The sequence below is a fragment of the Vogesella oryzagri genome, assembly GCF_040148885.1.
GTDB lineage: Bacteria > Pseudomonadota > Gammaproteobacteria > Burkholderiales > Chromobacteriaceae > Vogesella > Vogesella oryzagri.
On record NZ_JBEFLD010000003.1, the window covers coordinates 36305 to 62931 of the forward strand.

General features: G+C 67.5%; 20 protein-coding genes. 9 read left to right on the plus strand and 11 right to left on the minus strand.

All coding sequences use genetic code 11. The annotated features are described in order from the left end of the window. Window positions 1-9: 9 nt before the first annotated feature. Window positions 10-1371 (minus strand): MBL fold metallo-hydrolase, encoded by a 1362-nt coding sequence (locus ABNW52_RS05445; protein WP_349585129.1) that lies wholly within the window; start codon window positions 1369-1371, stop codon window positions 10-12. Window positions 1372-1544: 173 nt separating this feature from the next. Then, window positions 1545-2753, minus strand: coding sequence for an MFS transporter (locus tag ABNW52_RS05450; RefSeq protein ID WP_349585132.1), 1209 nt, complete (start codon window positions 2751-2753; stop codon window positions 1545-1547). A gap of 143 nt (window positions 2754-2896) precedes the next feature. Here ABNW52_RS05450 and ABNW52_RS05455 point away from each other — a divergent pair, with 143 nt between their 5' ends. The 3 genes from ABNW52_RS05455 to ABNW52_RS05465 are packed head-to-tail and all read left to right on the plus strand — an operon-like array spanning window position 2897 to window position 6978. Beyond that, the gene (locus ABNW52_RS05455; RefSeq protein WP_349585135.1) at window positions 2897-4411 is read left to right on the plus strand and encodes a DUF4118 domain-containing protein; all 1515 of its coding nucleotides are present in this window, start codon (window positions 2897-2899) and stop codon (window positions 4409-4411) included. After that, window positions 4398-5087 carry a response regulator gene (locus tag ABNW52_RS05460; RefSeq protein WP_349585138.1) on the plus strand — a complete coding sequence of 230 codons (690 nt, stop codon included), beginning with the start codon at window positions 4398-4400 and terminating at the stop codon, window positions 5085-5087. Before ABNW52_RS05455 ends, ABNW52_RS05460 begins: the two co-directional genes overlap by 14 nt. A 16-nt stretch (window positions 5088-5103) precedes the next feature. After that, window positions 5104-6978 (plus strand): potassium transporter Kup, encoded by a 1875-nt coding sequence (locus ABNW52_RS05465; protein WP_349585141.1) that lies wholly within the window; start codon window positions 5104-5106, stop codon window positions 6976-6978. Between the two features lie 73 nt (window positions 6979-7051). Here ABNW52_RS05465 and ABNW52_RS05470 read toward each other — a convergent pair whose 3' ends face one another. The 4 genes from ABNW52_RS05470 to aptA form a co-directional block, all read right to left on the minus strand. Then, complete coding sequence (locus ABNW52_RS05470) at window positions 7052-8047, minus strand: sensor domain-containing diguanylate cyclase (protein WP_349585144.1); 996 nt, start codon at window positions 8045-8047, stop codon at window positions 7052-7054. A 347-nt stretch (window positions 8048-8394) separates the two neighbouring features. After that, window positions 8395-9699 (minus strand): NAD(P)/FAD-dependent oxidoreductase, encoded by a 1305-nt coding sequence (locus ABNW52_RS05475; RefSeq protein ID WP_349585147.1) that lies wholly within the window; start codon window positions 9697-9699, stop codon window positions 8395-8397. A gap of 334 nt (window positions 9700-10033) precedes the next feature. Continuing rightward, window positions 10034-11527 carry a CoA-acylating methylmalonate-semialdehyde dehydrogenase gene (locus ABNW52_RS05480; protein WP_349585150.1) on the minus strand — a complete coding sequence of 498 codons (1494 nt, stop codon included), beginning with the start codon at window positions 11525-11527 and terminating at the stop codon, window positions 10034-10036. A gap of 57 nt (window positions 11528-11584) precedes the next feature. Continuing rightward, window positions 11585-12925 (minus strand): omega-aminotransferase AptA, encoded by a 1341-nt coding sequence (gene aptA / locus ABNW52_RS05485; RefSeq protein ID WP_349585153.1) that lies wholly within the window; start codon window positions 12923-12925, stop codon window positions 11585-11587. Between the two features lie 103 nt (window positions 12926-13028). Here aptA and ABNW52_RS05490 point away from each other — a divergent pair, with 103 nt between their 5' ends. From ABNW52_RS05490 to ABNW52_RS05505, 4 genes are all read left to right on the plus strand, one after another. Then, the gene (locus ABNW52_RS05490) at window positions 13029-13946 is read left to right on the plus strand and encodes a LysR family transcriptional regulator (protein ID WP_349585156.1); all 918 of its coding nucleotides are present in this window, start codon (window positions 13029-13031) and stop codon (window positions 13944-13946) included. Window positions 13947-14078: 132 nt separating this feature from the next. Continuing rightward, on the plus strand, window positions 14079-15422 hold the full coding sequence (locus tag ABNW52_RS05495; protein ID WP_349585159.1) for an HD-GYP domain-containing protein: 1344 nt from the start codon (window positions 14079-14081) through the stop codon (window positions 15420-15422). 65 nt (window positions 15423-15487) lie between these two features. Then, on the plus strand, window positions 15488-16363 hold the full coding sequence (locus tag ABNW52_RS05500) for a helix-turn-helix domain-containing protein (protein ID WP_349585162.1): 876 nt from the start codon (window positions 15488-15490) through the stop codon (window positions 16361-16363). A gap of 60 nt (window positions 16364-16423) precedes the next feature. Further along, a complete protein-coding gene (locus ABNW52_RS05505; protein ID WP_349585165.1) occupies window positions 16424-17788 on the plus strand; it encodes an NAD(P)/FAD-dependent oxidoreductase in 1365 nt (454 codons plus the stop codon). 167 nt (window positions 17789-17955) lie between these two features. Here ABNW52_RS05505 and ABNW52_RS05510 read toward each other — a convergent pair whose 3' ends face one another. From ABNW52_RS05510 to ABNW52_RS05530, 5 genes are read right to left on the minus strand one after another with little or no spacing between them, the layout of a single operon-like run. Then, on the minus strand, window positions 17956-18186 hold the full coding sequence (locus ABNW52_RS05510) for a formate dehydrogenase subunit delta (protein ID WP_349585168.1): 231 nt from the start codon (window positions 18184-18186) through the stop codon (window positions 17956-17958). A gap of 14 nt (window positions 18187-18200) precedes the next feature. Further along, the gene (gene fdhD, locus ABNW52_RS05515) at window positions 18201-19046 is read right to left on the minus strand and encodes a formate dehydrogenase accessory sulfurtransferase FdhD (protein WP_349585171.1); all 846 of its coding nucleotides are present in this window, start codon (window positions 19044-19046) and stop codon (window positions 18201-18203) included. After that, window positions 19043-21901 (minus strand): formate dehydrogenase subunit alpha, encoded by a 2859-nt coding sequence (gene fdhF / locus ABNW52_RS05520; protein WP_349585173.1) that lies wholly within the window; start codon window positions 21899-21901, stop codon window positions 19043-19045. Before fdhF ends, fdhD begins: the two co-directional genes overlap by 4 nt. A gap of 10 nt (window positions 21902-21911) precedes the next feature. Next, entirely contained in the window at window positions 21912-23459 is a 1548-nt protein-coding gene (locus ABNW52_RS05525; RefSeq protein ID WP_349585176.1) for a formate dehydrogenase beta subunit, read from the minus strand. Continuing rightward, entirely contained in the window at window positions 23456-23929 is a 474-nt protein-coding gene (locus tag ABNW52_RS05530) for a formate dehydrogenase subunit gamma (protein WP_349585179.1), read from the minus strand. Before ABNW52_RS05530 ends, ABNW52_RS05525 begins: the two co-directional genes overlap by 4 nt. Before the next feature lie 219 nt (window positions 23930-24148). Between ABNW52_RS05530 and ABNW52_RS05535 the strand changes: the two genes are divergently transcribed. Together ABNW52_RS05535 and ABNW52_RS05540 are read left to right on the plus strand one after the other, a co-directional pair. Continuing rightward, on the plus strand, window positions 24149-25252 hold the full coding sequence (locus ABNW52_RS05535) for a substrate-binding domain-containing protein (RefSeq protein WP_349585182.1): 1104 nt from the start codon (window positions 24149-24151) through the stop codon (window positions 25250-25252). Between the two features lie 136 nt (window positions 25253-25388). After that, complete coding sequence (locus ABNW52_RS05540; RefSeq protein WP_349585185.1) at window positions 25389-26609, plus strand: M24 family metallopeptidase; 1221 nt, start codon at window positions 25389-25391, stop codon at window positions 26607-26609. The last annotated feature ends 18 nt before the right edge of the window (window positions 26610-26627 follow it).

The following is a 26627-nucleotide window of genomic DNA, read 5'->3' on the forward strand; positions in this document are numbered from 1 at the left end:
GCCGGTAGCTCAGTCCAGCGCCACGCGCTGCGCCTGTTCGGCCACGCCCACCGGCCAGTGTTTTTCCACGCTGATGCGGCGGCGCAGTGCATCGGCGGCATCCGGCTCGCCATGCACGATGAAGGTCTGCCGTGGCGGCTGTGCGAAGCCGTTCAGCCACTGCATGATCTCGTCGCTGTCGGCATGGGCGGACAGGTGTTCCATGGCCACCACCTCGGCGTTGATCGGCACCTCCTGGCCATGGATGCGCACGCTGTCGGCGCCGGCCACGATCAGCGCGCCGCGGGTGCCGCCGGCCTGGAAACCGGAAAACAGCAGCGTGTTGCGCGGGTTGGGGGCGAAGGCCTTCAGGTGGTGCAGCACGCGGCCGCCGGTGGCCATGCCGCTGGCGGCGATGATCACCGCCGGCTCGCGCAATTCGTTCAGGCGCTTGGATTCCTCCACCGTGCGCACCATCTGCGCCACCTGGCACATGCCCAGGCAGTCCTCGTCCGACAGCTTGTGGCTGTCGCGGAACTGCTGGTACACCGCGGTGACATCGCTGGCCATCGGGCTGTTCAGGTAGATCGGCAGCTGGCGCGGAATGCGGCCGGCGCGTTTCAGCCGGTACAGGAAGTACATCAGCACTTGCGCCCGTTCCACCGCAAACGACGGAATGATGGTGATGCCGTGCCGCGCCACGGTGCGGTTGATCACCTGTTCCAGCACTTCTTCCGGCGCCTGTGGCGGGTGCCGGCGGTTGCCGTAGGTGGATTCCAGCAGCAGGTAGTCGGCGCGCTGCACGTATTCCGGCGGTTTCATGATCGGGTCCTGCTGCCGGCCCAGGTCGCCGGAGCCGACCAGGGTGACGCCGTCGGCCACGATCTCCACCGTGGCGGCGCCCAGGATATGGCCGGCCGGGCGCAGCAGTAGCTGCACGCCCGGCAGGATGTCGCGACGCTGGTGGAACGGCAGCGGCACGAAGTATTCCAGCGCCTTCTCGGCATCGGCCTCGGTGTACAGCGGCAGCGCCGGGCTGTGCTTGGAAAAGCCGCGGCGGTTGGCGTAGTCGGCTTCTTCTTCCTGCAGGTAGCCGCTGTCCGGCAGCAGGATGGAGGCCAGCGCGCAGCTGGCCTCGGTGGCGTAGATGCAGCCGCGAAAGCCATCGCGCACCAGCGCCGGCAGGTAGCCGCTGTGGTCCAGATGGGCGTGGCTCAGCACCACCGCGTCCAGGTCGGCCGGATTGAACGGCAGCCCGCTCCAGTTGCGCAGCCGCAGCTGCTTGAAGCCCTGGAACAACCCGCAGTCGAGCAGGATGCGCTTGCCGGCGCATTCCAGCAGGTATTTGCTGCCGGTTACCGTGCCGGCGGCGCCGAGAAAGGTCAGATGCATGGTGACTCCGTTTCGCGTGCGTAAAAGGTTGGCCGCAGTGGCCGCTGCGGCCAAGGTGGCGGGCAGGGCGGCGCGGCTGCTGGTTTGATCCTAGTCCGGCGCCGCGCGGTTGGCTTGCGCTGGCGCAAATGCATGTCAGCGGCTACCGCTGGCTTGGCATTGCGGCGCCGTGCTCAGGGCTTGCCGGCAGGGGTCGTTGCCGCCGGCAGCGGCAGCGCGCGCGGCCCCAGCCAGCGCCACAGCAGGCCGGCGGCCGTTAGCGCGCACGCAGCGGAAAAACCGAACGCCAGCAGCGGGCTGCCGGCCTGGTACAGGTAGCCAAACAGCAGCGAGGCCGGCAGCAGGCAGGCGCCGCTGGTGAGGTGGAACCAGCCAAAGGCGGTGCCGCGGCCATCGACGGGCGCCAGATCGGCCACCAGCGCTTTCTCCACACCTTCGGTGGCGGCCATGAACAGACCATAGCCGGCAAACAGCGCGAACAGCGGCCAACCTTGCTGGCTCTGCAGGCCGAAGGCCAGATAGAACAGCCCGTACAGCACATAGCCGCAGACCAGCAACTGCACGCGCCCGACGCGATCGGACAACGCCGCCAGCGGGGTGGAGAACAGCATCGCCACCGCCGACACCGCCGCCCACAGCAGCGGGATCTGCGCCAGCGGCACCCCCAGCTCCTGCGCCCGCAGCAGCAGGAACATGTTCGACGAGTTGCCCAGCGTGAACAGCGCCAGCACCAGCAGGTAGCGGCGCAACGGCGGCGGCATGTCGTGCAGCCGCCAGCTGAACGGCCGCGCGGCCGGGTGGGGCGGCCTGGCCGGCTCGCGCAGCCAGCAGGTCAGCGCCAGGCACAGCGCCGCCGGCAGCGCCGACCACAGGAAAATCGTCTGCAGCGGCACCTGCCGCGCCAGCAGTGCGGTGGCCAGCAAGGGTCCGATGACCGCGCCGGCATTGTCCATGGTGCGGTGCAGGCCAAACGCCAGCCCGCGCTGGCGCGCATCCACGCTGGCCGCCAGCAGCGCATCGCGCGGCGACGAGCGCAGGCCCTTGCCCACCCGGTCGGCAAAGCGGATCGCCAGCAGCCACGGCCAGCTGCCGATAAAGGCGATCAGCGGCCGCCCCAGTCCGGCCAGACCGTAGCCGAACAGCAGCCACGGCTTGCTGCGCCGGGTGCGGTCCACCACCACGCCGGAAAACAGCTTCAGCAGGCTGGCGCTGGCCTCGGCGATGCCCTCGATCAGGCCCAGCGCCTTGGGCCCGGCCATGAGCACCGAGGACAGGTATAGCGGGATCAGCGGGTAGAGCATGTCGCTGGCGCTGTCGTTGACCAGGCTGATCAGCCCGATCAGCCACACGGTGCGGGGCAGGGCAAACAGGGTGGCCAGCATCGGGGCTCCTTGCGGGCAGGTGGGGCCTGCCGGCAGTGGTGCCGGCGGGCGTTTACAGCTTGTTTACAGCAAGCCAACAACTCTCTACAAATTTTTTACGGGCGCTGCCCTATCGTTACAGCATCTGGATAAACGAGCGCAGCATGAAACCGAATCAAGCCTTTGCCGGCCGCCAGGTGTCCGTATGGCGACGCTACGGTCTGGTGGTTATCGCCTGCCTGCTGGTCACCCTGCTCACCGCGCCGTTCCGCGACACGCTGCAACTGGCCAACGCAGTGATGCTGTTCCTGCTGGTGGTGTTCCTGGTGGCACTGAAGCTGGGGCGTGGCCCGGCGGTGTTCGCGGCTTTTCTTAGTGTGGCACTGTTCGATTTCTTCCTGGTGCCGCCGCACTTCACCTTTGCCGTCAGCGATGGGGTGTACCTGATCACCTTCGCGGTAATGCTGGCAGTGGGGCTGCTGACCACCGGGCTGACCACCAGCCTGCAGGATGAAACCGAGCGCGTGCGCCGCCACGAGCGCGAAACGCGCGAGCACTACGAGCTGGCGCGCACCCTGACCGGCGCCGCCAGCATCGAGCAGGTGGAAGCGGCGGTGGCCAGCTACGCCGCGCATCAGCAATGCCGCGTGCGCTGCTTCTGGCTGACGCCGGAGCGGCAGCTGGATACATCGCACAGCGAGCTGGTGGAAAGCCACCTGCTGCAGATGGCCTTCAGCAGCCAGCAGCCGGTGCGCGGCGATGCCGAAGCCGGCCCGCCGCCGCTGTACCTGCCGCTGCGGGCGCCGATGGGCATGCGCGGCGTGCTGGCCATCTACCCCGAGCACATGGACGGGCAGGATTTTCTGCAGCGCGAGCCGCGCTTCATCACCCTGGCCTCGCTGCTGGCCATCGCGGTGGAGCGGCTGCACTACGTGGATGTGGCGCGGCAGACCGAGATTGCCATCAGCGCCGAAAAACTGCGCAGCTCGCTGCTGGCGGCGCTGTCGCACGACCTGCGCACGCCGCTGACCAGCCTGCTGGGCATGGCCGACGCGCTGGCCGCCCGGCCGCTGCCGGAAGCCGAGCGCGAGGCGGCGCGGCTGATCCGCGATCAGGCCGGCGCGGTGCACAAGATGATGACCAACCTGCTGGACATGGCGCGGCTGCAGGCCGGCAAGCTGCCGCTGCGGCGGGAATGGCAGCTGTACGAAGAGGTGATCAGCACCAGCCTGCAGTTGCTGCGGCCAACGTTGGCCGCCCACCCGCTGACGTTGGAGCTGGCGCCGGATCTGCCGCTGGTGCGCTTCGACGCGGTGCTGATCGAGCGAGTGCTGTGCAACCTGCTGGAAAACGCCGCCAAGTACGCGCCGGCGGGCAGCCCGATCCGCATCCGCGCCTACACCGAGGGCGACGCGGCCTGCCTGGCAGTGTGCGACGCCGGCCCCGGCATCGACCCGGCGCAGCTGGAGCGGCTGTTTGCGCTGTTCGAGCGCGGCGACGCCGAATCGGGCAAGCCGGGCATGGGGTTGGGGCTGGGCATCGCCAAGGCCATTGCCGAGGCGCACGGCGGCAGCCTGACGCTGTCGGCCACGCCGGGGGCGGGCACCACTGCCTGCCTGCGGCTGCCGCTGGGCACCCCGCCAAGCATGGTGACGGAGGACGAGCATGAGCCAGGCTGAACTGCGCATTCTGTTGATCGAGGACGAGCCGCATATCCGCCGCTTCGTGCGCAGCACGCTGGAGGCGCAGCAGTGGACGGTGTACGAGGCCGACTGCGGCCAACGTGGCCTGGTAGAAGCCGGCAGCCGGCAGCCGGACCTGCTGATCGTCGACCTGGGGCTGCCGGACATGGACGGCGTGGCGTTGATCCGCGATTTTCGCCACTGGTCGCAGGCGCCGGTGCTGGTGCTGTCGGCGCGCAGCGATGAGGCCGACAAGATTGCGGCGCTGGATGCCGGCGCCGACGACTACCTGACCAAGCCGTTCGGCGTCGGCGAGCTGCTGGCGCGGGTGCGGGCGCTGAGCCGGCGCCATGCCCGCCAGCTGGAAGCCTCGCCGCTGCTGAGCTTTGGCGAGGTCAGCGTCGACCTGGCGCGGCGCGAAGTGCGCCGTGGCGGGGTAGAGGTGGCGCTGACGCCGATGGAGTACAAGCTGCTGTGCGCGCTGCTGCGCGATGCCGGCAAGGCGCTGACCCACCGCATGCTGATGCAGGCGGTGTGGGGGCCGGGGCATACCGACGACAGCCACTACCTGCGTATCTACATGAGCCGCCTGCGCCAGAAGCTGGAGCAGGACCCGGCGCAGCCGGTGCATTTCATCACCCTGTCCGGGGTGGGCTACCGCTTCCAGTTTTGATGATCGGAAACCGACCATGAGTTCACCGCAACCCGGCGGCCGCCTGGCCGCACTGTCCCTGGCCGCGCTGGGGGTGGTGTATGGCGATATCGGCACCAGCCCGCTGTACACCATGAAGGAAATCTTCGCCGGCTCGCACCCGGTGCCGCTGAGTCACGCCAACATCCTCGGCATCCTGTCGCTGGTGTTGTGGTCGCTGCTGGTGGTGGTGGCGTTCAAGTACGTCACCATCATCATGCGCGCCGACAACAAGGGCGAGGGCGGCATCATGGCGCTGATGGCGCTGGTGCTGCATCACGCAAAAAGCCGGCAGCAGGTGGCGTTGCTGATGCTGCTGGGACTGTTCGGCGCCGCACTGTTCTACGGCGACAGCATTATCACCCCGGCCATCTCGGTGCTGTCGGCGGTGGAGGGGCTGGGCATCGCCACCCCGGCGCTGACGCCGTATATCGTGCCGCTATCGCTGACAGTGCTGTTCGGCCTGTTCGTGATGCAGAAGCACGGCACCGAGAAGGTGGGCGCCTTGTTCGGCCCGGTGATGGTGCTGTGGTTTCTGGTGCTGGGCGTACTGGGGGTGCGCGAGATCGTGCAGAACCCGCCGGTGCTGGCCGCTTTGAACCCGTGGCACGCGGTGCAGTTCTTTGCGGCCAACCCGCTGCTGGGCTTTCTGGCGCTGGGTGGCTCGGTGCTGGCGCTGACCGGCGGCGAGGCGCTGTATGCCGACATGGGCCACTTTGGCCGCCGCCCGATCCAGCTGGCGTGGTTCAGCCTGGTGCTGCCGGCGCTGGTGCTCAACTACTTCGGCCAGGGCGCGCTGCTGCTGCGCAACCCGCAGGCCATCGCCAACCCGTTCTACCTGCTGGCACCGGGCTGGGCGCTGCTGCCGATGGTGCTGCTGGCCACGCTGGCCACCGTCATTGCCTCGCAAGCGGTGATTTCCGGCGCCTATTCCATTACCCGCCAGGCGATCCAGCTGGGCTACGTGCCGCGCATGGCCATTTTGCACACCTCCAGCCGCGAGATCGGCCAGATCTACCTGCCGGCGGTGAACTGGGCGCTGCTGGTGGCGGTGGCGCTGCTGGTGGTGGGTTTCGGCTCCTCCGGCAAGCTGGCTGCCGCCTATGGCATCGCCGTCACCGGCACCATGGTGATCACCACCATCCTCACCGTCATGGTGGCGCGGCAGCAGTGGCACTGGTCGCCGCTGAAGTGCACGCTGATTCTGGGCAGCCTGCTGCTGGTGGACTGCGCCTACTTCGGCGCCAATGCCTTCAAGCTGTTCGAGGGCGGCTGGTTCCCGCTGGCGATGGGGCTGCTGATCTTTACCGTGATGACTACCTGGAAACGTGGCCGCGAGCTGGTGCACGACAAGTTGGCCGCCGACGGCATGCCGCTGACGCAGTTCGTCGAGCTGATGGCGCCGGCAGTGCCGCGGGTGCAGGGCACCGCCATCTTCATGACCTCGGATCTGCTCAGCACGCCGCATGCCTTGCTGCACAGCATGAAGCACTACAAGAGCCTGCACGAACGGGTGGTGCTGCTGAAGGCGGAGGTGGCGGATATGCCGCATGTGCCGGCCGCCGAGCGGGTGCGTGTCGAGGCGCTGGGCGAGCAGTTCTACCGCGTACAGGTGGTGTTCGGCTTCATGGACGAGCCGGACGTGCCGCTGGCGCTGGAACAGTGCGCGGCACAGGGGCTGGCGCTGGAGATGATGGACACCTCGTTTTTCCTCGGCCGCGAGACGCTGATTCCCAAGGTGGGCGCCGGGTTGATGAGCCGCTGGCGCGAAAAGCTATTCCTTACCATGTTCCGCAATGCCGGTGCTGCTTCGTCCTATTTCAAGCTGCCGCCCAACCGGGTGGTGGAGCTGGGGTCGCAGCTGGCGCTGTAGGCTAACGTTGGCCGCAACGACAACGCCCACCGACTGGTGGGCGTTTGCTATCGGGCCGGGCCGCGTGGCCGGCCTATGCTTGCTGGCGTAACGGGCTGTGCTGGTAATGGCGCACGCGGCGGCGGCCATCCGCTTTGGCCTGGTACATGGCGGCATCGGCGTGCTGTACCAGGGCTTCGGCATTGTTGCCGTCGTGCGGGTAGATGCTGGTGCCGATACTGGCGCCCAGATCGATGTGCAGGTCATCTAGCAGCTGTTCCCGGTTCAGTAGATCGAGCAATCGCTGACCGACTTCTTCCACCGGTGGCGGTCCGGTTTCGCCCTGCAGGTAGATGATGAATTCGTCGCCGCCCAGCCGTGCCACCACGTCGCCGTCGCGCACCACCTGCAGCAGTTGCCGCGCCACCTGCTGCAGCAGCCTGTCGCCAATGACGTGACCGTGCTGGTCGTTGACCTGCTTGAACAGATCCAGATCGACAAACAGCACTGCCAGATTGCCGCCGTTGCGGTTGGTGCGCTCGATGGCATGGTTCAGCCGCTGGTAAAAGGCGCTGCGGTTCAGTAGCCCGGTCAGCGCATCGTGCTGCGCCATATGCTGCAGCGCCAGCTCGTTTTCCTTGCGCTGGGTAATGTCGGCATGGGCGCCCATGATGCGCAGTGCCTTGCCGTCGGCGTCGCGCTCGATCACGCGGCCGCGATCCCACAGCCAGGTAATGCGCCCGTCCAGGCCGATGGTGCGGTACTCCGCCTCGTAGCTGTCGGTCTCGCCGAGCAGATGGGCAAAGTAGTGGTTCACCACGCGATCGCGATCATCCGGGTGCACCTTGGCATACCAGGCTTCGAAGTGCGAGGCCATGTCACCCGGCTTGAAATCCTGCAGATTGAACACCTGCAGCTCGCCAGTGGGCGGCTGGCCCTGCCACAGACACAGTCCGGTGCCATCCAGCGCGGCATTGAGTTTTTCCTGCTGTGTCGCAATCAGCAGCCGCGCCGCGGCCAGCTCCTGGCGCAGGCTGGCCAGCTCGTGTTGCAGCGCTTGCGCATCGGTGGGGAGGGTGGGATGTGCCATGGCGATAGGGGGGGCGGATGGAACAATCTATCCAACACTATACCAAGAGTGAGATATGTCGGGTGGGTAAGGGGTGGGTTGCGGGGGCGGCTGGTAGGTATCGTCCTGGCAGCCAAGCTGCTACAAAGCATGCGGCCAACGTTGTGTAGCGCCAGATTGCCCTACGGGGTTTCGCGGACCATTAGGGCGAGCGGGGTTGTCAGGGGGCGGCGGCACGCCCCCTGGCCCGTCCGCCGGGCGGAACCGGCGACTTCAAACAACATCCGCGCAGCGGATACAAAACCGGATGCAGTAACCGTTGGGGCTTGCTGGGCTCGCGCCAAGCTGCACAAGCTGGCAGGCCAGACTCAGCGCAGCTTCTCCCGCAACTGGTAATACCACATGCCGGCCGCCAGCAGCGGGTTGCCGAGCTTGCTGCCCAGCGGCACACGCACGTGTTTGCAGGCGGCAAAGGTGTCGAAGCGCGCCAGCGTGCCGGTGATGGCCTCGGCCATGATCTCGCCCATGATGTGGCTGCTGGCCACGCCGTGGCCGGAGTAGCCCTGGCAGTACCACACGTTGTCCGACAGCTTGCCCAGCTGCGGGATGCGGTTCACCACGATGCCCATCGCGCAGCTCCACTGGAAGTCGATCTCCACGCCCTTCAGCTGCGGGAAGGTGCGTTCGATGCACGGGCGCAGTTCGCCGGCGATGTCGCGCGAGTCGCGGCCGGAGTAGTTGGCGCCGCCGCCGAACAGCAGGCGGCCATCGGCGGTCAGGCGGTAGTAATCCAGCACGAAGCGGCAGTCGTACACCGCCAGGTCCTGCGGGTTGAGCTGCTTTGCCAGTTCGCCCAGCGGGCGGGTGGTGACGATGCCACCCATGGCCGGGAAGATCTTGCCGCCCAGCTTGTCCTGTTCCAGCTTGTGGTACACGTCGCCGGCCAGCAGCACCTGTTTGGCGTTGATGCGCCCCTGCGGCGTGACAATGGCCGGCTTGTCGCCATGCACGATGTCCAGCACCTCGGTGTGTTCGAAGATCAGCGCCCCCAGGCTGGCGGCGGCGCGCGCCTCGCCCAGGCACAGGTTCAGCGGGTGCAGGTGCAGGTTGCGGGTGTTCTTCAGCGCGCCCACATAGATGTCGGTGGCCAGGTGCTGGCGCACGCCGGCGGCGTCCAGCAGTGTCACCTGCTCGCCCATGCCGCGGCGCTGGGCTTCTTCGTAGCTGCTGCGCAGCTCGGCCATGTGCGCCGGCTTCATCGCCGCGTGCAGGTGGCCGTGCTTGAGGTCGCAGGCGATGCCGTACTTGGCCACACGCTGCTGGATGATGTCGTGGCTGCGCCAGCGCAACCACCAGATGAAATCGTCCACCGCATTGCCCAGCGTGTTGTGCATCTGCTGGCGCATTGCCTCGTCACCGGACAGGCTGCCGGTGACCTGGCCGCCGTTGCGGCCGCTGGCACCCCAGCCGATCTTGTGCTGTTCGACGATGGCCACTTTCAGGCCGCGTTCGGCCAGCTCCAGCGCGCTGGCCACACCGGTGAAGCCGCCGCCGATGATGGCGACATCGACCTCCACCGTGCCTTGCAGCGGGGGGTAATCGCTTTCCTGCTGGATGCTGGCGCTGTAGTAGGAAGGGCCGCGCGGCTGGCTGCCGCGAAAGGGTGCGTTCATGTCTGACTCCGTAATGCTGGCTTGCCGCGACGGCGCGTGGCCGCGCACAGGCAGCTAGGCAAGGTTGGCCGCAGCGGCGCGAGGCGGCTGGCGGACGAGATAACGGGGGCGCTGCGCGGGCAGCGGCAGTCAGGCGGGGTCGGGGTGCGGGTTGCGCGCGTGGCGGCAGTGGTACTGTGCCCAGAACGCCAGTACGGCATTGATCACGCCGAGGCGGACGTGACGACGCGGGGGCAGCATGTGGCTGCTCCCGCGCGTAATGCTGTGCTGGCCGTGGTGGCGTGGCATGGCAGTTTGGTCGGCAGCCACCGGGCGGTGGCTGCCGTGGCCCGTGTTACAGGCTGGGGAAGGCGAATTGCGACGCCTCGTGGCTGGCGCGCTGCGGCCAACGTTGGGTAATGGTCTTGCGCTTGGTGTAGAAGCGCACGCCGTCCGGGCCATAGGCATGCAGGTCGCCGAACAGCGAACGCTTCCAGCCGCCGAAGCTGTGGTAGGCCACCGGCACCGGCAGCGGCACGTTGACGCCGACCATGCCGACTTCGATTTCGTCGCAGAACAGGCGCGCCGCTTCGCCATCACGGGTGAACAGGCAGGTACCGTTGCCGTATTCGTGGTCGTTGATCAGCTGCATCGCTGCTTCCAGGCTGCCGACGCGCACGATGCACAGCACCGGCCCGAAGATTTCCTCGCGGTAGATGCTCATCTCCGGCGTGACCTTGTCGAACAGCGTGCCGCCGACAAAGAAGCCGGATTCGCAGCCGGCCACCGACAGCTGGCGGCCATCGACCACCAGCTCGGCGCCCTGCGCCACGCCGCTGTCGATATAGCCCTTCACCTTGTCGCGCGCCGCGCCGGTGACCAGCGGGCCCATGTCCAAGCCGCAGGAGGTGCCGGCACCGATCTTCAGCGCCGCGATCTTCGGCACCAGTTTTTCCACCAGCTTGTCGGCCACCTGGTCGCCGACCGCCACCGCCACCGAAATCGCCATGCAGCGCTCGCCGCAGGAGCCATACGCCGCGCCCATCAAGGCGTTGACGGTGTTGTCGAGGTCGGCATCCGGCAGTACCACCGCGTGGTTCTTGGCGCCGCCCAGCGCCTGCACGCGCTTGCCGCGCTTGGTGCCCTCGCTGTAGATGTACTCGGCGATCGGGGTGGAGCCGACGAAGCTCAGTGCCTTCACTTCCGGCGCCTCGATCAGCGCGTCGACGGCGGCCTTGTCGCCGTGTACCACGTTGATCACGCCCTTGGGCAGGCCGGCTTCGTGCAGCAGCTGGGCAATGAACAGGGTGGAGCTGGGGTCGCGCTCAGACGGCTTCAGGATGAAGCAGTTGCCGCACACGATGGCCAGCGGGTACATCCACAGCGGCACCATGGCCGGGAAGTTGAACGGGGTGATGCCGGCCACCACGCCCAGCGGCTGGTGGTCGGACCAGCTGTCGATATTCGGGCCGACGTTGCGGTTGTATTCGCCCTTCAGCAGCTCCGGTGCGCCGCAGGCGTATTCCACGTTCTCGATGCCGCGCTGCAGCTCGCCGACCGCGTCTTCGATGGTCTTGCCGTGCTCTTCGCTGATCATGGCGGCGATCTGGTCACGGTTGGCTTCCAGCAGCTGCTTGAAGCGGAACATCACCTGCGCGCGCTTGGCCGGCGGGGTGTTGCGCCAGGCCGGAAACGCCGCCTTGGCCGCGTCGATGGCGGACTGGATGGTGGCCTGGTCGGCCAGGGCCACCTGGCGCACGGCTTCGCCGATGGACGGGTTGAACACCGGGGCGGTGCGGCCAACGTTGGTGACGAGCTCACCATTGATCAGATGGGCGACGGTAGTCATGTCATTACTCTCCGGAATGCGGGAAATCGGTTGCCTCCCCGTGCGGGGAGGGGGCTATCAGGCGGTCTGGTTCAGTACGTCGCCGACGGCGTTGAACAGGGTGTCCAGCTGCTGCGCAGTGGTGTTGAAGGTCGGCCCGAACTGCAGGGTGTCGCCACCGAAGCGCACGTAGAAACCGGCCTGCCACAGCTTGATGCCGGCCTCGTACGGGCGGATGGCGGCGTCGCCGTCGCGGGCGGCCAGCTGGATGGCGCCGGCCAGGCCGCAGTTGCGGATGTCCACCACGTGCTTGCTGCCGCGCAGGGCATGCAGCTTTTCCTCGAACACCGGCGCCAGCGCGGCGGATTGCTCGATCAGCTGGTCGCGTTGCAGCAGCTCCAGGGTGGCGAGGCCGGCGGCGCAGGCCACCGGGTGGCCGGAGTAGGTGTAGCCGTGGGTGAACTCGATCATGTGCTCGGGTGTGCCCTGCTGCATGAAGGTGTTGTAGATCTCGCTGGAGGCGATCACCGCGCCCAGCGGAATCGCGCCGTTGGTCACCTGCTTGGCGGTGTTGATGATGTCCGGGGTGACGCCGAAGTAGTCGGCGCCGGTCCACTTGCCCATGCGGCCGAAGGCGGTGATCACCTCGTCGAAAATCAGCAGGATGCCGTGCTGGCTGCAGATCTCGCGCAGGCGCTGCAGATAGCCCTGCGGTGGCACGATCACGCCGGCGGAACCGGACATCGGTTCCACGATCACCGCGGCGATGTTGGAGGCGTCGTGCAGCTCGATCAGTTTCAGTAGTTCGTTGGCCAGCTCCACGCCGCCGGTTTCGGCCATGCCCTTGGTGAACGCCAGGCCCGGTTGCAGGGTGTGCGGCAGGTGGTCGGCGTCCATCAGCTGGCCGTACATCTTGCGGTTGCCGCCGATGCCGCCCAGCGCGGTGCCGGCGATGTTGACGCCGTGGTAGCCGCGGGCGCGGCCGATGAAGCGGGTCTTGCTCGGCTGGCCTTTCAGGCGCCAGTAGGCCTTGGCCATCTTCACCGCGGTGTCGGCACATTCGGAGCCGGAGCCGGTGAACAGCACGTGGTTGAGGCCGTCCGGCATCAGGCCGGCGATCTTGTCGGCCAGGCGGAAGGCCAGCGGGTGGCCGTACTGGAAGCCCGGCGCATAGTCCAGGGTGCCCAGCTGGCGAGCTACCGCTTCCTGGATTTCCGGACGGTTGTGGCCGGCGCCGCAGGTCCACAGGCCGGACAGGCTGTCGAAGATGCGGCGACCCTTGTCGTCGATGAAGTAGTTGTTCTCGGCGCCCACGATGATGCGCGGATCACGCTTGAACGCGCGGTTGGCCGAAAACGGCATCCACTGGGCATCGAGATTCAGATCGCTGACGGCAAATTGGTCGTTGCAGTTGTTCATGACGTGGCTCCTGTGAGCGCTTATTGATGGCGCTAGCTTGCACCAGGAGTAAATGTGAGTTAAATCACATCTTTCTCACGTTAAGTTGAGTGTTTATTCAACTATGAGCAAGAAGACATCCCTGAGCCAGGTCAGCGATTTCGATATCCGCCTGCTGCGCCTGTTCAAGACCGTGGCCGAGTGCGGCGGCTTCTCGGCGGCGGAGAGCGTACTCGGCATCAGCCGTTCCGCCATCAGCCTGCACATGGGCGATCTGGAAAAACGGCTCGGCATCCGTCTGTGCCAGCGTGGGCGCGCCGGTTTTGCGCTCACCGACGAGGGGCGCGAGGTGCTGCACGCCAGCCAGAGCCTGCTGGCCGCCATCGAAGGCTTCCGCAGCCAGGTCAACCAGCTGCACCAGCAGCTGCGTGGTGAGCTGAACATCGGCATCGTCAACAGTCTGGTGACGCAGTCGCGCATGCGCATCACCCAGGCGTTGCGCGCGCTGAGTGAACAGGGGCCGGGGGTGCGCATCAATATCGGCATGATGACGCCCAGCGACATCGAGCTGAAGGTGCTGGACGGCCAGCTGCACGTCGGTGTGGTGCCGCTGGTCAGCCCGCTGGCCGGGCTAGACTACATCCCGCTGTACGAGGAGGACTCGCTGCTGTACTGCAGCCAGGGCCACCCGCTGTTCTGGCGCGCCGATGCCGATATTAGCGATGCCGACATCGCCGCCGCGCCGGCGGTGATACCGGGCTTTCGCCTGCCGCCGGAGGCGCAGCAGTGCCAGCAGGCGCTGGACGGCAGCGCTACGGCTTCCGACCGCGAGGGCATTGCCTTCCTGATCCTCACCGGGCGCTACATCGGCTACCTGCCGGACCACTTTGCCGCCAGTTGGGTGGCGCAGGGCAAGCTGCGCGCCATCCGCCCGCAGCAGCTGCACTACCAGGTGCCGCTGACGGTGGTGACGCGCAAGGGGCGGCGGCCCAATCTGGTGCTGGAAAAATTTCTGCACGAGCTGGCGGTCAGCAACGACTGACTCGCCGCGCGGCGCGGCGGGCGGGGCGGATGGCAAACGGCTATCGCCGCCGCCGGTTTTATCGCATGCTGCGCAGCATGGCCGTGCGGCCAACGTTGGCCGCACGGCCGGCTCACTTCATTCGGGACGCGCATGGCTACCACCCTGAAACTGTCTGAACTCATCAGCGCGCTCAGCTACGCGCTGGATATCACCGAGGGCCAGCCGGAAGGCCACTGCATCCGCAGCTGCTGGATCGGCATGCACATCGGCCAGGCACTGGGGCTGACGGCGCAGCAGCTATGGGATCTGTACTACACCATCCTGCTGAAAGACCTGGGCTGCAGCAGCAACGCGGCGCGCATCAGCGCGCTGTATCTCACCGACGACCGCCAGTTCAAACAGGATTTCAAGCTGGTCGGCGCCAGCCTGCCGCAGATGCTGGGCTTCGTGTTCAGCAACACCGGCACCCACGCCAGTAGCTGGCGCCAGCGCGCGCAATCCATCCTCAATGTGCTGCGCCACGGCAAGGAAATGGCCGACGAGCTGATCAACACCCGCTGCCATCGCGGGGCCGACATCGCGCGCCAGCTGCGTTTCAACGATAACGTCGCCGCCGGCATCCAGGCGCTGGACGAGCACTGGGATGGCTCCGGCCGGCCGCTGGGGCTGTTGGGCGAGACCATTCCGCTGCCCTCGCGTATTGCGCTGCTGGCGCAGGTGCTGGACGTGTTCCATGTCACCCACGGCCGCCATGCCGCGCTGGCCGAGGTGCAGGCGCGGGCCGGCAGCTGGTTTGACCCGCAGCTGGTGGTGGTGGTCGGTCAGCTGGGCGCCAGTGCACCGTTCTGGCAGCAGCTGGAAGCCGACGATATCGACCAGGCGGTGCTGGCGCTGGAGCCGGCACAGTGTGCGGTGCCGCTGGACGAGGATTACATGGACGAGATCGCCGAAGGCTTTGGCCAGGTGGTGGATTCCAAGAGCCCGTTCACCGCCGGCCACAGCCTGCGCGTCGGCCATTACGCCGACTGCATCGCCGCCGAGCTGGGCATGGCGCCGGCACGCCGCCGCTGGCTGAAACGCGCCGCCTTGCTGCACGATGTGGGCAAGCTGGGAGTCAGCAACACCATCCTCGACAAGCCGGGCAAGCTGGACGCCGACGAATGGGCGGCGGTGCAGCGCCATGCCGGCTACACCGAAGCCATCCTCGAGCGCATCGAGCATTTTGCCGAGCTGGCGCGGGTGGCCGGCGCGCACCACGAAAAGCTGGATGGCAGCGGCTACCCGCGCGGGCTGGGTGCCGACGCCATCGCGCTGGAAACCCGCATCATCACCACCGCCGACATTTTTGACGCCATCAATGCCGAGCGCCCCTACCACCCGGCCACGCCGGTAGCGAGGACGCTGGACATCATGCGCCAGCACCTGCACAGCGCCATCGACGCGGAGTGCTTTGCCGCGCTGGAGCGGGTGCTGCGCGCCGAGGGGGCGCTCTAGCCGGCAGGCGCCCGCGTCCGCCGCCTGCGAGGCGCGGGCGGCGTGCATGCCAGCGCAGCAATAACATGGCGATCCGCACCCGCGACGGGCAGGCGCGCAGCGTAAACAAGACATGGCAGACAGGACAGCACAGCATGGACAGCCCCGGCTTCAACGATGACACCTACCAGGTAGTGCTGCGCTATCACCAGGCATGGCGGCAGCGCGACCTGGTGGCCATCCTCGCTTGTTACCACCCGGACATCGAATACCACGATCACCTGCAGAACCGGGTGTTTCGCCGCGCCGAGCTGCGCGACTACGTGCAGGCGGCGCTGCCGAGCGGCAGCAACGAGCGGCTGGAGCATGTCGACCGCATCCGCGTGGATGGCGATACCGCTTTCATCCAGTACCAGCTGGCGCTGCACGGCGGCCGCGCGCTGTTTTGCAGCAGCGAGGCGATCCGCGTGCGGCAGGGGCAAGTGTGGTGCATCCACGAATACGCCACCTTGCAACAGCCGGCGCAGACCGCCGGCAGCGGCGACACGCGCAGTGCGCTGGCGCGGCTGGGGCTGTCGGCGCGGCAACTGAGCAGGTTGGCCGCAGATCTGGACAGCTACTTTCGCCAGCAACGGCCGTTTCTGGACCCGGATTGCAATCTGCAGGCGGTGGCGGCGGCCACCGGCTACAGCCGCAACCAGCTGTCCTACCTGCTGAACCAGGTGCTGTGCCGGCGCTTTTACCAGTACGTCAACGAGGCGCGCGTGCGCTACCTGCTGGCCACGCTGCCACAGCAGCTGGCGCCGGCACGTATCGACGAGCTGGCGTTTGCCGCCGGCTTCAACTCGCTGTCTGCCTTCTACCGCGCCTTCCGTGACCACACCGGCATGACCCCGTCCGCCTATCTGCGCCAGCATTGCTGCGTGCCCGCAGCAACGACAAGCCCACCGCCCGCCGGCTAGTGTTGCCCCGTCAAGTGCGGGAGTGGCGTTATGGTGCAAGCGAGCAATATCAGTCTCTGGATGGATCAACTGGCGCCGGTCACGCCGGCGCCGCCGCTGGCGGGCGATACCACTGCCGACGTGGTCATCGTCGGCGCCGGCTTTACCGGGCTATGGAGCGCCTATTACCTGAAGCAGCAGCAGCCGCAGCTGGATGTCGTGGTACTGGAGGCGCACACCGCCGGCTACGGCGCCTCCGGCCGCAATGGCGGCTGGGTGATCGGCGAGCTGGCCGGCGAAGATAGGCTGCTGGCCGGGCTGGAGCCGGCGCGGCGCGATGCCTGTCTGGCGCAGCTGCGCGACATCCCGGCCGAGGTTGGCCGCGTGGTGGCCAGCGAAGGGCTGGACTGCGACTTCCGCCACGGCGGCGTGCTGTACTGCGCCGCGCGCTACCCGGAGCAGGAGGCCCGGCTGCGGCAGCAGCTGGCGCACTGGCATGCGCATGGCCACGGCACGCAGGACTTTGCCTGGCTGGAGGTGGCGGCGCTGCAACAGCAGCTGCGGCTGGCGCAGCCGTATGGCGCGGTGTTTTCGCCGCATGTCGCCACCATCCAGCCGGCCAAGCTGGTGCGCGCGTTGCGCCGCCGCGTGCAGGAGCTGGGGGTGCGGCTGTATGAGCACAGCCCGGTGCGCACCATCCGCCGGTACGAGGCGCTGACAGCGCGCGGCCGGGTGCGTGCCCGCTGGGTGGTAGCGGCGCTGGAGGCGTATAGCGGCAGCCAGGCCGGTGTGTGCAGCCAGCAGATTGCGGTGCAGAGCATGATCATCGCCACCGAGCCGCTGCCGCAGGCGCTATGGGATCAGATCGGGCTGGAGCACGGTCAGGCATTCAGCGAGTGGAGCCGGCTGGTGAGTTACGGCCAACGTAGCCGTGACAACCGGCTGGTGTTCGGCGCGCGCGGTGGCTATCGCTTTCAGGGCCGGCTGCGCACGCCGTTCGTGCTGACGCCGGCGGAGGTGGCGCTGCGGCACAAGCTGATGTTGGAATTGTTTCCGATGCTGGCGCAGGTGCGCATCACCCACGGCTGGGGCGGCAATCTCGGCGTGGCGCGCGGCTTTGCGCCGCAGGTGGTGGTTGATGCGGCCAACGGTGTGCTGAGCGCCGGCGGCTACGGCGGCGAGGGCGTCGGCGCCAGCAATCTGGCCGGCCGCACCCTGGCGGCGCTGATCTGCGGTACGCCGGATGAATGCTTACAGATTCCCTGGCAGACCACGCCGGACAAGCTTCGACGTTGGGAGCCGGAGCCGCTGCGCTGGCTGGGTTACAACGGCATCATGCGTAGCTTCGATTGGGAAGATCGGGTGCTGAACGACAGGCACAGCGCCAGCTGGAAGCGCCGGCTGGCACAGCAGCTGGCGCGGCGTATGGATGGCTTGCTGCAGTAGGGCGTGGCGTTACGCCGGGTAGTGCCTGGTGGCGGCCGTGACGCGGTGGGGCGTGCTGGTGATGGCGCCGGCTGGCGCCGCGCATGGGCGGGGTGATGCCACCGCGCGCCGCTTGTGGCGATGTACGGCCAACAGCGGGGCGGCAGGCAGGCTCTGCCGCCGCGGTGTTAGTGTGCAGCCGGCTGCCAGCTGTCGTCGGCCTGCAGCGCCTCGCGCACGATGGGGCTAAGGTTGGCCGCATCCTGCTGCAGCGCCTGCAGCAGCGCACGGCGCATGCGTGGCTCCCAGAAGCGCTTGATGTGCAGGGTAATGCCGGCCAGCGCTTCCTGGTGATCCGGCATGGCTTCGAAGAAGCTGCCGATCTGGTTGGCCATGTGGGTCAGGTGTTGGGTGTCCATGGGCGTTCTCGGGGTCAGTCGCGGGGAGTGTCGGGGGCGGCGGCGCGGATGCGCTCGGCGTGGCTGTAGGCCACCCAGCGTTCGGGGCGGGCAAAACCGATCAGGCACAGCCCGGCCGCCTGCGCCAGCTCGGTGGCCAGCCGGGTGGGGGCGGAGATCGCCACCAGGCAGCCAAAGCCGGCGGTGACGGTTTTCTGCACCATTTCCATGCTGGCGCGGCTGGTGACCACCACGAAGCCGTCCCGCGCCGGCGGGCGCGATTTCAGCACCGCGCCGATCAGCTTGTCCAGCGCATTGTGGCGGCCAACGTCTTCGCGTACCACGCGGATGCTGCCATCGTCGCCGCACCAGGCGGCGGCGTGGGTGGCACCGGTCAATTGTTGCAGCGTCTGGTGCTGGCGCAGGCCGGCCAGTGCGCGGCGGATGGCGTCTTCGTGTACCACGCCGGGGTGGGCCAGCGGCGGCAGCGGCCGTAGGGCATGCGCCAGGCTTTCGGTGCCACACAGGCCGCAGCCGGTGCGGCCGGTCAGGTTGCGGCGCATTTCCTTCAACCGCGCAAAGCGGGCGCTGGCGATCTCCAGCTTGACGGTGATGCCGTCGCAGCCGCTCTCCTGCTGGATGTCGAACACCTCTTGCACGCTATCGACGATGCCTTCGCTGAGGGCGAAGCCGAGCGCGAAGTCTGCCAGGTCCAGCGGCGTGGCCAGCATCACCGCGTGCGAGACGCCGTTGAACTCCAGCGCCACCGGCAGCTCCTCCGCCAGCGTGTCCTGCTGTGCGCTCACCGTGCCAGCCTGCCAGGTTTGCACCTGGCAGCGGCTGGCGCCGGCGGGGGCGGGTGGTTGTTCCGGTGCCATCATGCCTTACCTTCTGGACTGCCGGCCTGCTCCAGCAGCTCAAGCTGGGTGCGGTTGAAGCGCTGGTAGCCCTGCTGCCATTCCGACGGCTGCGTTACCGGCAGCACCTGCACCGCGGTGACCTTGTATTCCGGGCAGTTGGTGGCCCAGTCCGAGTTGTCGGTGGTGATCACGTTGGCGCCGGATTCCGGGAAGTGGAAGGTGGTGTACACCACGCCCGGCTGCATGCGCTCGCTGACCTTGGCGTGCAGCACCGTTTCGCCGGCGCGGCTGCTGACCCCGACCCAGTCGCCATCCTTGATGCCGCGTTCCTCGGCGTCGTGCGGGTGGATTTCCAGAATGTCTTCCGCATGCCAGGCCACGTTGTCGGTACGGCGCGTCTGCGCGCCGACGTTGTACTGCGATAGGATGCGGCCGGTGGTGAGGATCAGCGGGAAGCGGCGGTTGACCTTCTCGTCGGTGGCCACGTACTGGGTGACGAAGAACTTGCCCTTGCCGCGCACGAAACCGTCGATGTGCATGGTCGGCGTGCCATCCGGCGCGTCGTCGTTGCACGGCCACTGCACGCTGCCGAGCTTGTCGATCTTCTCGTAGCTGACGCCGGCAAAGCTGGGCGTCAGGCTGGCAATCTCGGCCATGATCTGCGACGGGTGGCTGTAGTCCATCTTCAGCCCCAGCGCGTTGGCCAGCAGCTGGGTGACTTCCCAGTCGGCGTACTTGGCCAGCGGTTTCATCACCTGGCGCACGCGCGAGATGCGGCGCTCGGCGTTGGTGAAGGTGCCGTCTTTTTCCAGGAACGAGGAGCCGGGCAGGAACACGTGCGCGTACTTGGCGGTTTCGTTGAGGAAGATGTCCTGCACCACGATGCATTCCATCGCCGACAGCGCGGCGGTGACGTGCTGGGTGTTGGGGTCGGACTGCACGATGTCCTCGCCTTCGCAGTACAGGCCCATGAAGCTGCCGGACAGCGCGGCGTCGAACATATTGGGGATGCGCAGCCCCGGCTCCGGGTCCAGCGTTACACCCCACGCCTGCTCGAACAGCTGGCGGGTGGTGGTGTCGGAAATATGGCGGTAGCCCGGCAGCTCGTGCGGGAACGAGCCCATGTCGCAGCTGCCCTGCACGTTGTTCTGGCCGCGCAGCGGGTTGACGCCGACGCCTTCGCGGCCAACGTTGCCGGTGGCCATCGCCAGGTTGGCGATGCCGATCACCATGGTGGAGCCCTGGCTGTGCTCGGTGACGCCCAGGCCATAGTAGATGGCGGCGTTGCCGCCGGTGGCGTACAGCCGCGCCGCGCCGCGCACCAGTTCGGCCGGTACGCCGGTGATGTCGGCGGTGGCTTCCGGCGAGTTTTCCGGCTTGCTGACGAAGTCTTTCCAGTCGTGGAAGGATTTTTCCTCGCAGCGTTCGGCGATGAAATCGGCGGCCAGCAGCCCTTCGGTGACGATCACATGCGCCAGCGCGGTGACCATCGCCACGTTGGTACCCGGTTTCAGCGGCAGGTGGTAGTCGGCCTGCACGTGCGGGCTGTCCACCAGGTCGATCTTGCGCGGGTCGATCACGATCAGCTTGGCGCCTTCGCGCAGCCGTTTCTTCATGCGCGAGCCGAACACCGGGTGGCCGTCGGTGGGGTTGGCGCCGATCACCATGATCACGTCCGACTGCTCCACCGACTTGAAGGTCTGGGTGCCGGCCGAGGTGCCCAGCGTCTGGCCCAGGCCGTAGCCGGTGGGCGAGTGGCAGACGCGGGCGCAGGTGTCGACGTTGTTATTGCCGAAGCCGGCGCGGATCAGTTTCTGCACCAGATAGGTTTCTTCGTTGGTGCAGCGGCTGGAGGTGATGCCGCCCACCGAATCCTTGCCGTACTTGGCCTGCAGGCGCTTGAACTCGCTGGCGGCGTAGCCGATGGCCTCGTCCCAGCTGACTTCGCGCCACGGGTCGGTGATCTTGCTGCGGATCATCGGCTTGGTGATGCGGTCCGGGTGGGTGGCGTAACCCCAGGCAAAGCGGCCCTTGACGCAGGCGTGGCCCTCGTTGGCCTTGCCGTCCTTCCACGGCGTCATGCGCACCACCTGGTTGCCCTTCATCTCGGCCTTGAAGCCGCAGCCGACGCCGCAGTAGGCGCAGGTGGTGATCTTGCTGTGTTCCGGCTGGCCGAACTGGATCACCGATTTTTCCTGCAGCGTGGCGGTGGGGCAGGCGTCGACGCAGGCGCCGCACGACACGCACTCGGATTCCATGAACGGCTGATCCTGTCCCGGCGACACGCGCGATTCGAAGCCGCGGCCGGAGATGGTCAGCGCGAAAGTGCCCTGGGTTTCCTCGCAGGCGCGCACGCAGCGGTTGCAGACGATGCACTTGGCCGGGTCGTAGCTGAAGTACGGGTTGGACTCGTCCTTCTTGCTGTCCAGGTGGTTGGCGCCGGCCAGGCCGTAGCGCACTTCGCGCAGGCCGGTAACGCCGGCCATGTCCTGCAGTTCGCAGTCACCGTTGGCCGCACACGTCAGGCAGTCCAGCGGGTGGTCGGAGATATACAGCTCCATCACCCCCTTGCGCAGGCTCTGCAGCTTGTCGCTCTGGGTGCGCACCACCATGCCGGCTTCGGCCGGGGTGGTACAGGAGGCGGGAAAGCCACGGCGGCCGTCGATTTCCACCAGGCACAGCCGGCAAGAGCCAAACGGCTCCAGGCTGTCGGTGGCGCACAGCTTGGGCACCATGGTGCCGGCCTCGGCGGCGGCGCGCATCAGCGAGGTGCCTTCCGGCACAGTGACCTGCTGGCCGTCGATTTCCAGGGTGACCATGCGCTCGGAGACGCGGGCCGGGGTGCCGAAGTCGGTGTCGTGAATCTGGGTGTTCATCGTCTGTTCCTTACTCTGCCGCGTCGTTGGCGCCGAAGTCTTCCGGGAAATGGTTCAGCGCCGACAGCACCGGGTAGGGCGTCATGCCGCCCATCGCGCACAGCGAGCCGTGCAGCATGGTGTCGCACAGGTCGCGCAGCAGGTGGATCTGCTGCGGACGGTTTTCATTCTGTTGAATGCGCTGGATCACCTCGACGCCGCGCGTCGAGCCGATGCGGCACGGGGTGCACTTGCCGCAGGATTCGATGGCGCAGAACTCCATCGCGTAGCGCGCCTGCTCGGCCATGTCCACGCGGTCGTCGAACGCCACCACGCCGCCGTGGCCGACCACCGCGCCCAGCGCGGCGAAGGCTTCGTAATCCAGCGGGGTGTCGAACTGCGATTCCGGCAGATAGGCGCCCAGCGGGCCGCCCACCTGCACCGCGCGGATCGGGCGGCCAGTGGCGCTGCCGCCACCAAAGTCATGCAGCAGCTCACGCAGCGTCAGGCCGAAGGCTTTTTCCACCAGCCCGCCATATTGCAGGTTGCCGGCCAGCTGGAACGGCAGCGTGCCGCGCGAACGGCCCATGCCGTAGCCGGCGTAGAAGGCGGCGCCGCGCGCCAGGATCACCGGCACGGTGGCCAGGGTAATCACGTTGTTGATCACGGTAGGTTGGCCGAACAGCCCGGCCAGCGCTGGCAGCGGCGGCTTGGCGCGCACCACGCCGCGCTTGCCCTCGATGCTTTCCAGCATCGCGGTTTCCTCGCCGCAGACGTAGGCGCCGGCGGCCTTGCGCACTTGCAGGCGGAAGGCGCGGCCGGAGCCGAGAATGTCGTCGCCGAGGAAGCCGGCGGCGGTGGCCAGGGCAATCGCCTGGTTCATTACCGCCACCGCGTGCGGGTATTCGGAGCGGATGTAGATGTAGCCTTCGCTGGCGCCCACCGCCAGGCCGGCAATGGTCATGCCCTCGATCAGCATGTACGGGTCGTCTTCCAGCACCATGCGGTCAGAGAAGGTACCGGAGTCGCCTTCGTCGGCATTGCACACCACGTACTTCTGCGCCGCCTGCGCCTGCGCCACGGTGCGCCACTTTATGCCGGCCGGGAACGCCGCGCCGCCACGACCGCGCAGGCCGGAATCCAGCACCGTCTGCACGATGTCGCTGCTGCTCAGCGCCAGCGCCTTGCGCAGGCCGGCAAAGCCTTCGTGCGCCTGGTAGTCGGCCAGCGACAGCGGGTCGGTAATGCCGACACGGGCGAAGGTCAGGCGTTCCTGCTGCTTGAGGTAGGGGATGTCGTCGGTCAGGCCGTGGCACAGCGGGTGCTCGGCGCCGGCCAGCAGCGTGTCGAACAGCGCCGCCACGTCCTCGGCCGCCACCGGGCCGTAGGCGACGCGGCCTTGTGCGGTCTGCACTTCCACCAGCGGCTCCAGCCAGAACAGCCCGCGCGAGCCGTTGCGCACCAGCTCGATGGCCACGCCGCGGCGGGCCGCTTCTGCGGCCAACGTGGCGGCAGTGTCGTCGGCGCCCAGCGCCAGCGCCGCGGAATCACGCGGCACGTACAGTTTGATTGCGCTCATGACGCCTCCTTCAGGCCGGCCAGCACGCGGTCCAGCTTGCCGGCGTCAACGCGGGAAAGCATCTTGTCATCGAGCTGGATATTGGGGCCGGTGGCGCACAGCCCCAGGCAGTACACCGGCTCCAGGCCGATGTCGCCGCTGCGGCCATGCAGGCTACAGCCCAGCGCCTGTTCGGCGTGCGCGGTCAGTTCGCGGCTGCCGCGCGCCTGACAGGCTTCGGCCTGGCAGATCTGCAGCGTGTGCGCCGCCGGCGGACTGGTGCGGAAGTGGTGGTAGAAAGTGATGACGCCGTGCACTTCGGCACGGCTCTGGTTCTGCGCCTGGGCGATATCGGCCACCGCCCAGTCCGGGATGTAGCCCAGCGTGTCCTGCACCGCGTGCAGGATAGGCAACAAGGCGCCGGCTTGCTGCTGGTGTGCCTGGAGGATGGCCTGGACTTGCGTGCGCGCCAGGTCTTGTTGCGTGGTCATGGAGGCTCCTCTGTTGAGCGTCTGCCGTGCGGGCATGTCATGGCGGGATTAACACGATTGTCGCGCCGAAGGCGGTGGCCGATCTGTCTTTATCCGACGCCAAATGGTCGAGAACACGCGACAGCCATATGCACTGCTAAGCATAATATCCGCCACGCTTTTGTGCAGAGTGCTAGCTTATGCGCCAGATATCAATATGAATCGCATGACCGGATAAATATGCAGCCAAAACATAATATGGCGTCGCAGCTGCGGGTACATAGCCAGCTGGTATGGGGCGTGGCGGGCGATGGCGGTGAGCAGATCCCCTTCCGGCTGATTGAGCTGCTGACCGCGGTGCATGCCCACGGCAGCCTGCTGACGGCGGCCAAGGCGTGCGATACCTCCTACCGCCATGCCTGGGGGCTGGTGCAGCAGGCGCAGCAGTTGCTGGGGGTGCCGCTGGTGACCATGGCGCGTGGCCGTGGCGCGCGGCTTACCCCGCTGGGCGAGCGGCTGGTGTGGGCCAACCACCGCATCAAGGCGCGCATCGGCCCGTTGCTGGAAACCCTGGCCTCGGAGATCGAATCCGAGCTGCGGCTGGCGTTGCAGGCGGTGGGTGCGCCGCTGCGGTTGCATGCCAGCCACGGTTTTGCGGTGGAAAAACTGATGCGTACGCTGAGCGAGGCCGGCATGGCGATCGACCTCAAATACCGCAGCAGCCAGGACGCGGTGGCGGCGCTGCAGGCTGGCGAGTGCGATCTGGCCGGCTTTCACGTGCCGCTGGGCGAGTTCGAACCGGCCATCGTCGCCAGCTACGCCGCCCACTTCGACCCGCAGAAGCATTGCGTGATCCACATCGTGACGCGGCGCCAGGGGCTGATGCTGGCGCGCGGCAACCCGCGCAAGGTCTACGACATCGCCGACCTGGCGCGGCCGGAGGTGCGCTTCGTCAACCGCCAGCCCGGCTCCGGCACGCGGCTGCTGCTGGACAAGCTGCTGCAGAAGGCGGGCGTGGCGCCGCAGCAGGTGCACGGTTACGAGCAGGCGGAGCTGACCCACGCCGCGGTGGCGGCCTTTATCGCCAGCGGCATGGCCGATGTCGGGCTGGGCATCGAAACCGCGGCGCGGCGCTTCGACCTGGATTTCCTACCGCAGCAGAACGAGCGCTATTTCTTTCTGCTACAGCGCGACATGCTGCAGCACCCGACGCTGCAGCGCATGTTGGCCGCCTTGCAAAGCACGGCGTTCCGCGACGCGGTCGGCCAGCTGGCCGGCTACGACGCCGCCAGCGCCGGTAGCGTGCTGGGGGTGGACGAGGCGTTTGCCAGCCTGCGCGCCTGAGCCGGCGGCCAGCAGGCTATTATCCGGAGATGCGGCTTGCGCCCCGCCTGTACGGCGCGGCGGGGCCATTTTGGCTGGCGGGCCGCAACAAGGTTGGCCGCAGCGCGCCAGCGCGCAGTATTCGAGTGGAGTGGCGATGACAATCGGAGTCGGTGGACAAACACAGGCGCAGGCGCTGGCAAGCCTGCACGACATGACCGCAGGTGTGCAGCCGATCGCGCTGGACGAATACCGCCAGCGTATCGCCCGCGCACAGCAGCGCATGCAGGCGCTGGGCATTGATGCCATGTACCTGCATGCCGGCACCAGCCTGACTTACTTTACCGGCCTGCAGTGGCGGCCGAGCGAGCGGCTGGTGGGCGCCATCCTGCCCAGCCGTGGCGAGGTGCAGTTCATCGCGCCGTGGTTCGAGCTGGGCACCATCCGCGACTTCATGCTGCTCGACGGCCCGGTGCATACCTGGCACGAGGATGAAAGCCCGTACCAGCTGCTGGCCGAGCTGTTGCACGGCCTGCTGCCGGCGCAGGCGGCAAGCGTGCTGGCGCTGGACGAGAGCACACCGTATTTCGTGGTGTCCGGCCTGCAGCAGCACTGCCGCCAGCTTAGCCTGCTGGATGCGCGGGTGATCACCGCCTGGTGCCGTATGCACAAGTCGGCGGCCGAGCTGGCGCTGATGCAGCGCGCCAAGCAGATGACGCTGGCGGTGCAGCAGGCGGTGGCCAGCACGCTGTACGCCGGCATCACCACCACCGAGGTGCAGGCCTTCATCCAGCAGGCGCACCGGCAGGTGGGCGCCAGCGGCTCCACCTTCTGCATCGTGCTGTTCGGCGAGGCCACCGCCTACCCGCACGGCGTGCGGCATGCGCAGACGCTCAAGGATGGCGACATGGTGCTGATCGACACCGGCTGCGCGCTGCACGGCTATCTGTCCGACATCACCCGCAGTTATGTGTTCGGCACGCCCAGCGCGCGGCAGCGGCAGGTGTGGAACGCGGAAAAGGCGGCGCAGGCGGCGGCGTTCGCCGCGGCGCAGATCGGCACCGCTTGCGGCGCGGTGGACCGTGCGGCGCGGCGCCAGCTGGAAGCCGACGGCTTCGGCCCGGGCTACGCCTTGCCCGGTCTGCCACACCGCACCGGGCATGGCATCGGGCTGGACATCCACGAGTGGCCATATCTGGTCAGCAGCGACCAGACACCGCTGGCCGCCGGCATGTGCTTCAGCAACGAGCCGATGATCTGTGTGCCGGGCGAGTTTGGCGTGCGGCTGGAGGACCATTTCTACATGACCGACGCCGGGCCGTGCTGGTTTACCCAGCCCAGCCACAGCATCGACGACCCGTTCGGGCTGGGCGGCTAGGCGCACCGCTGGTGCGCC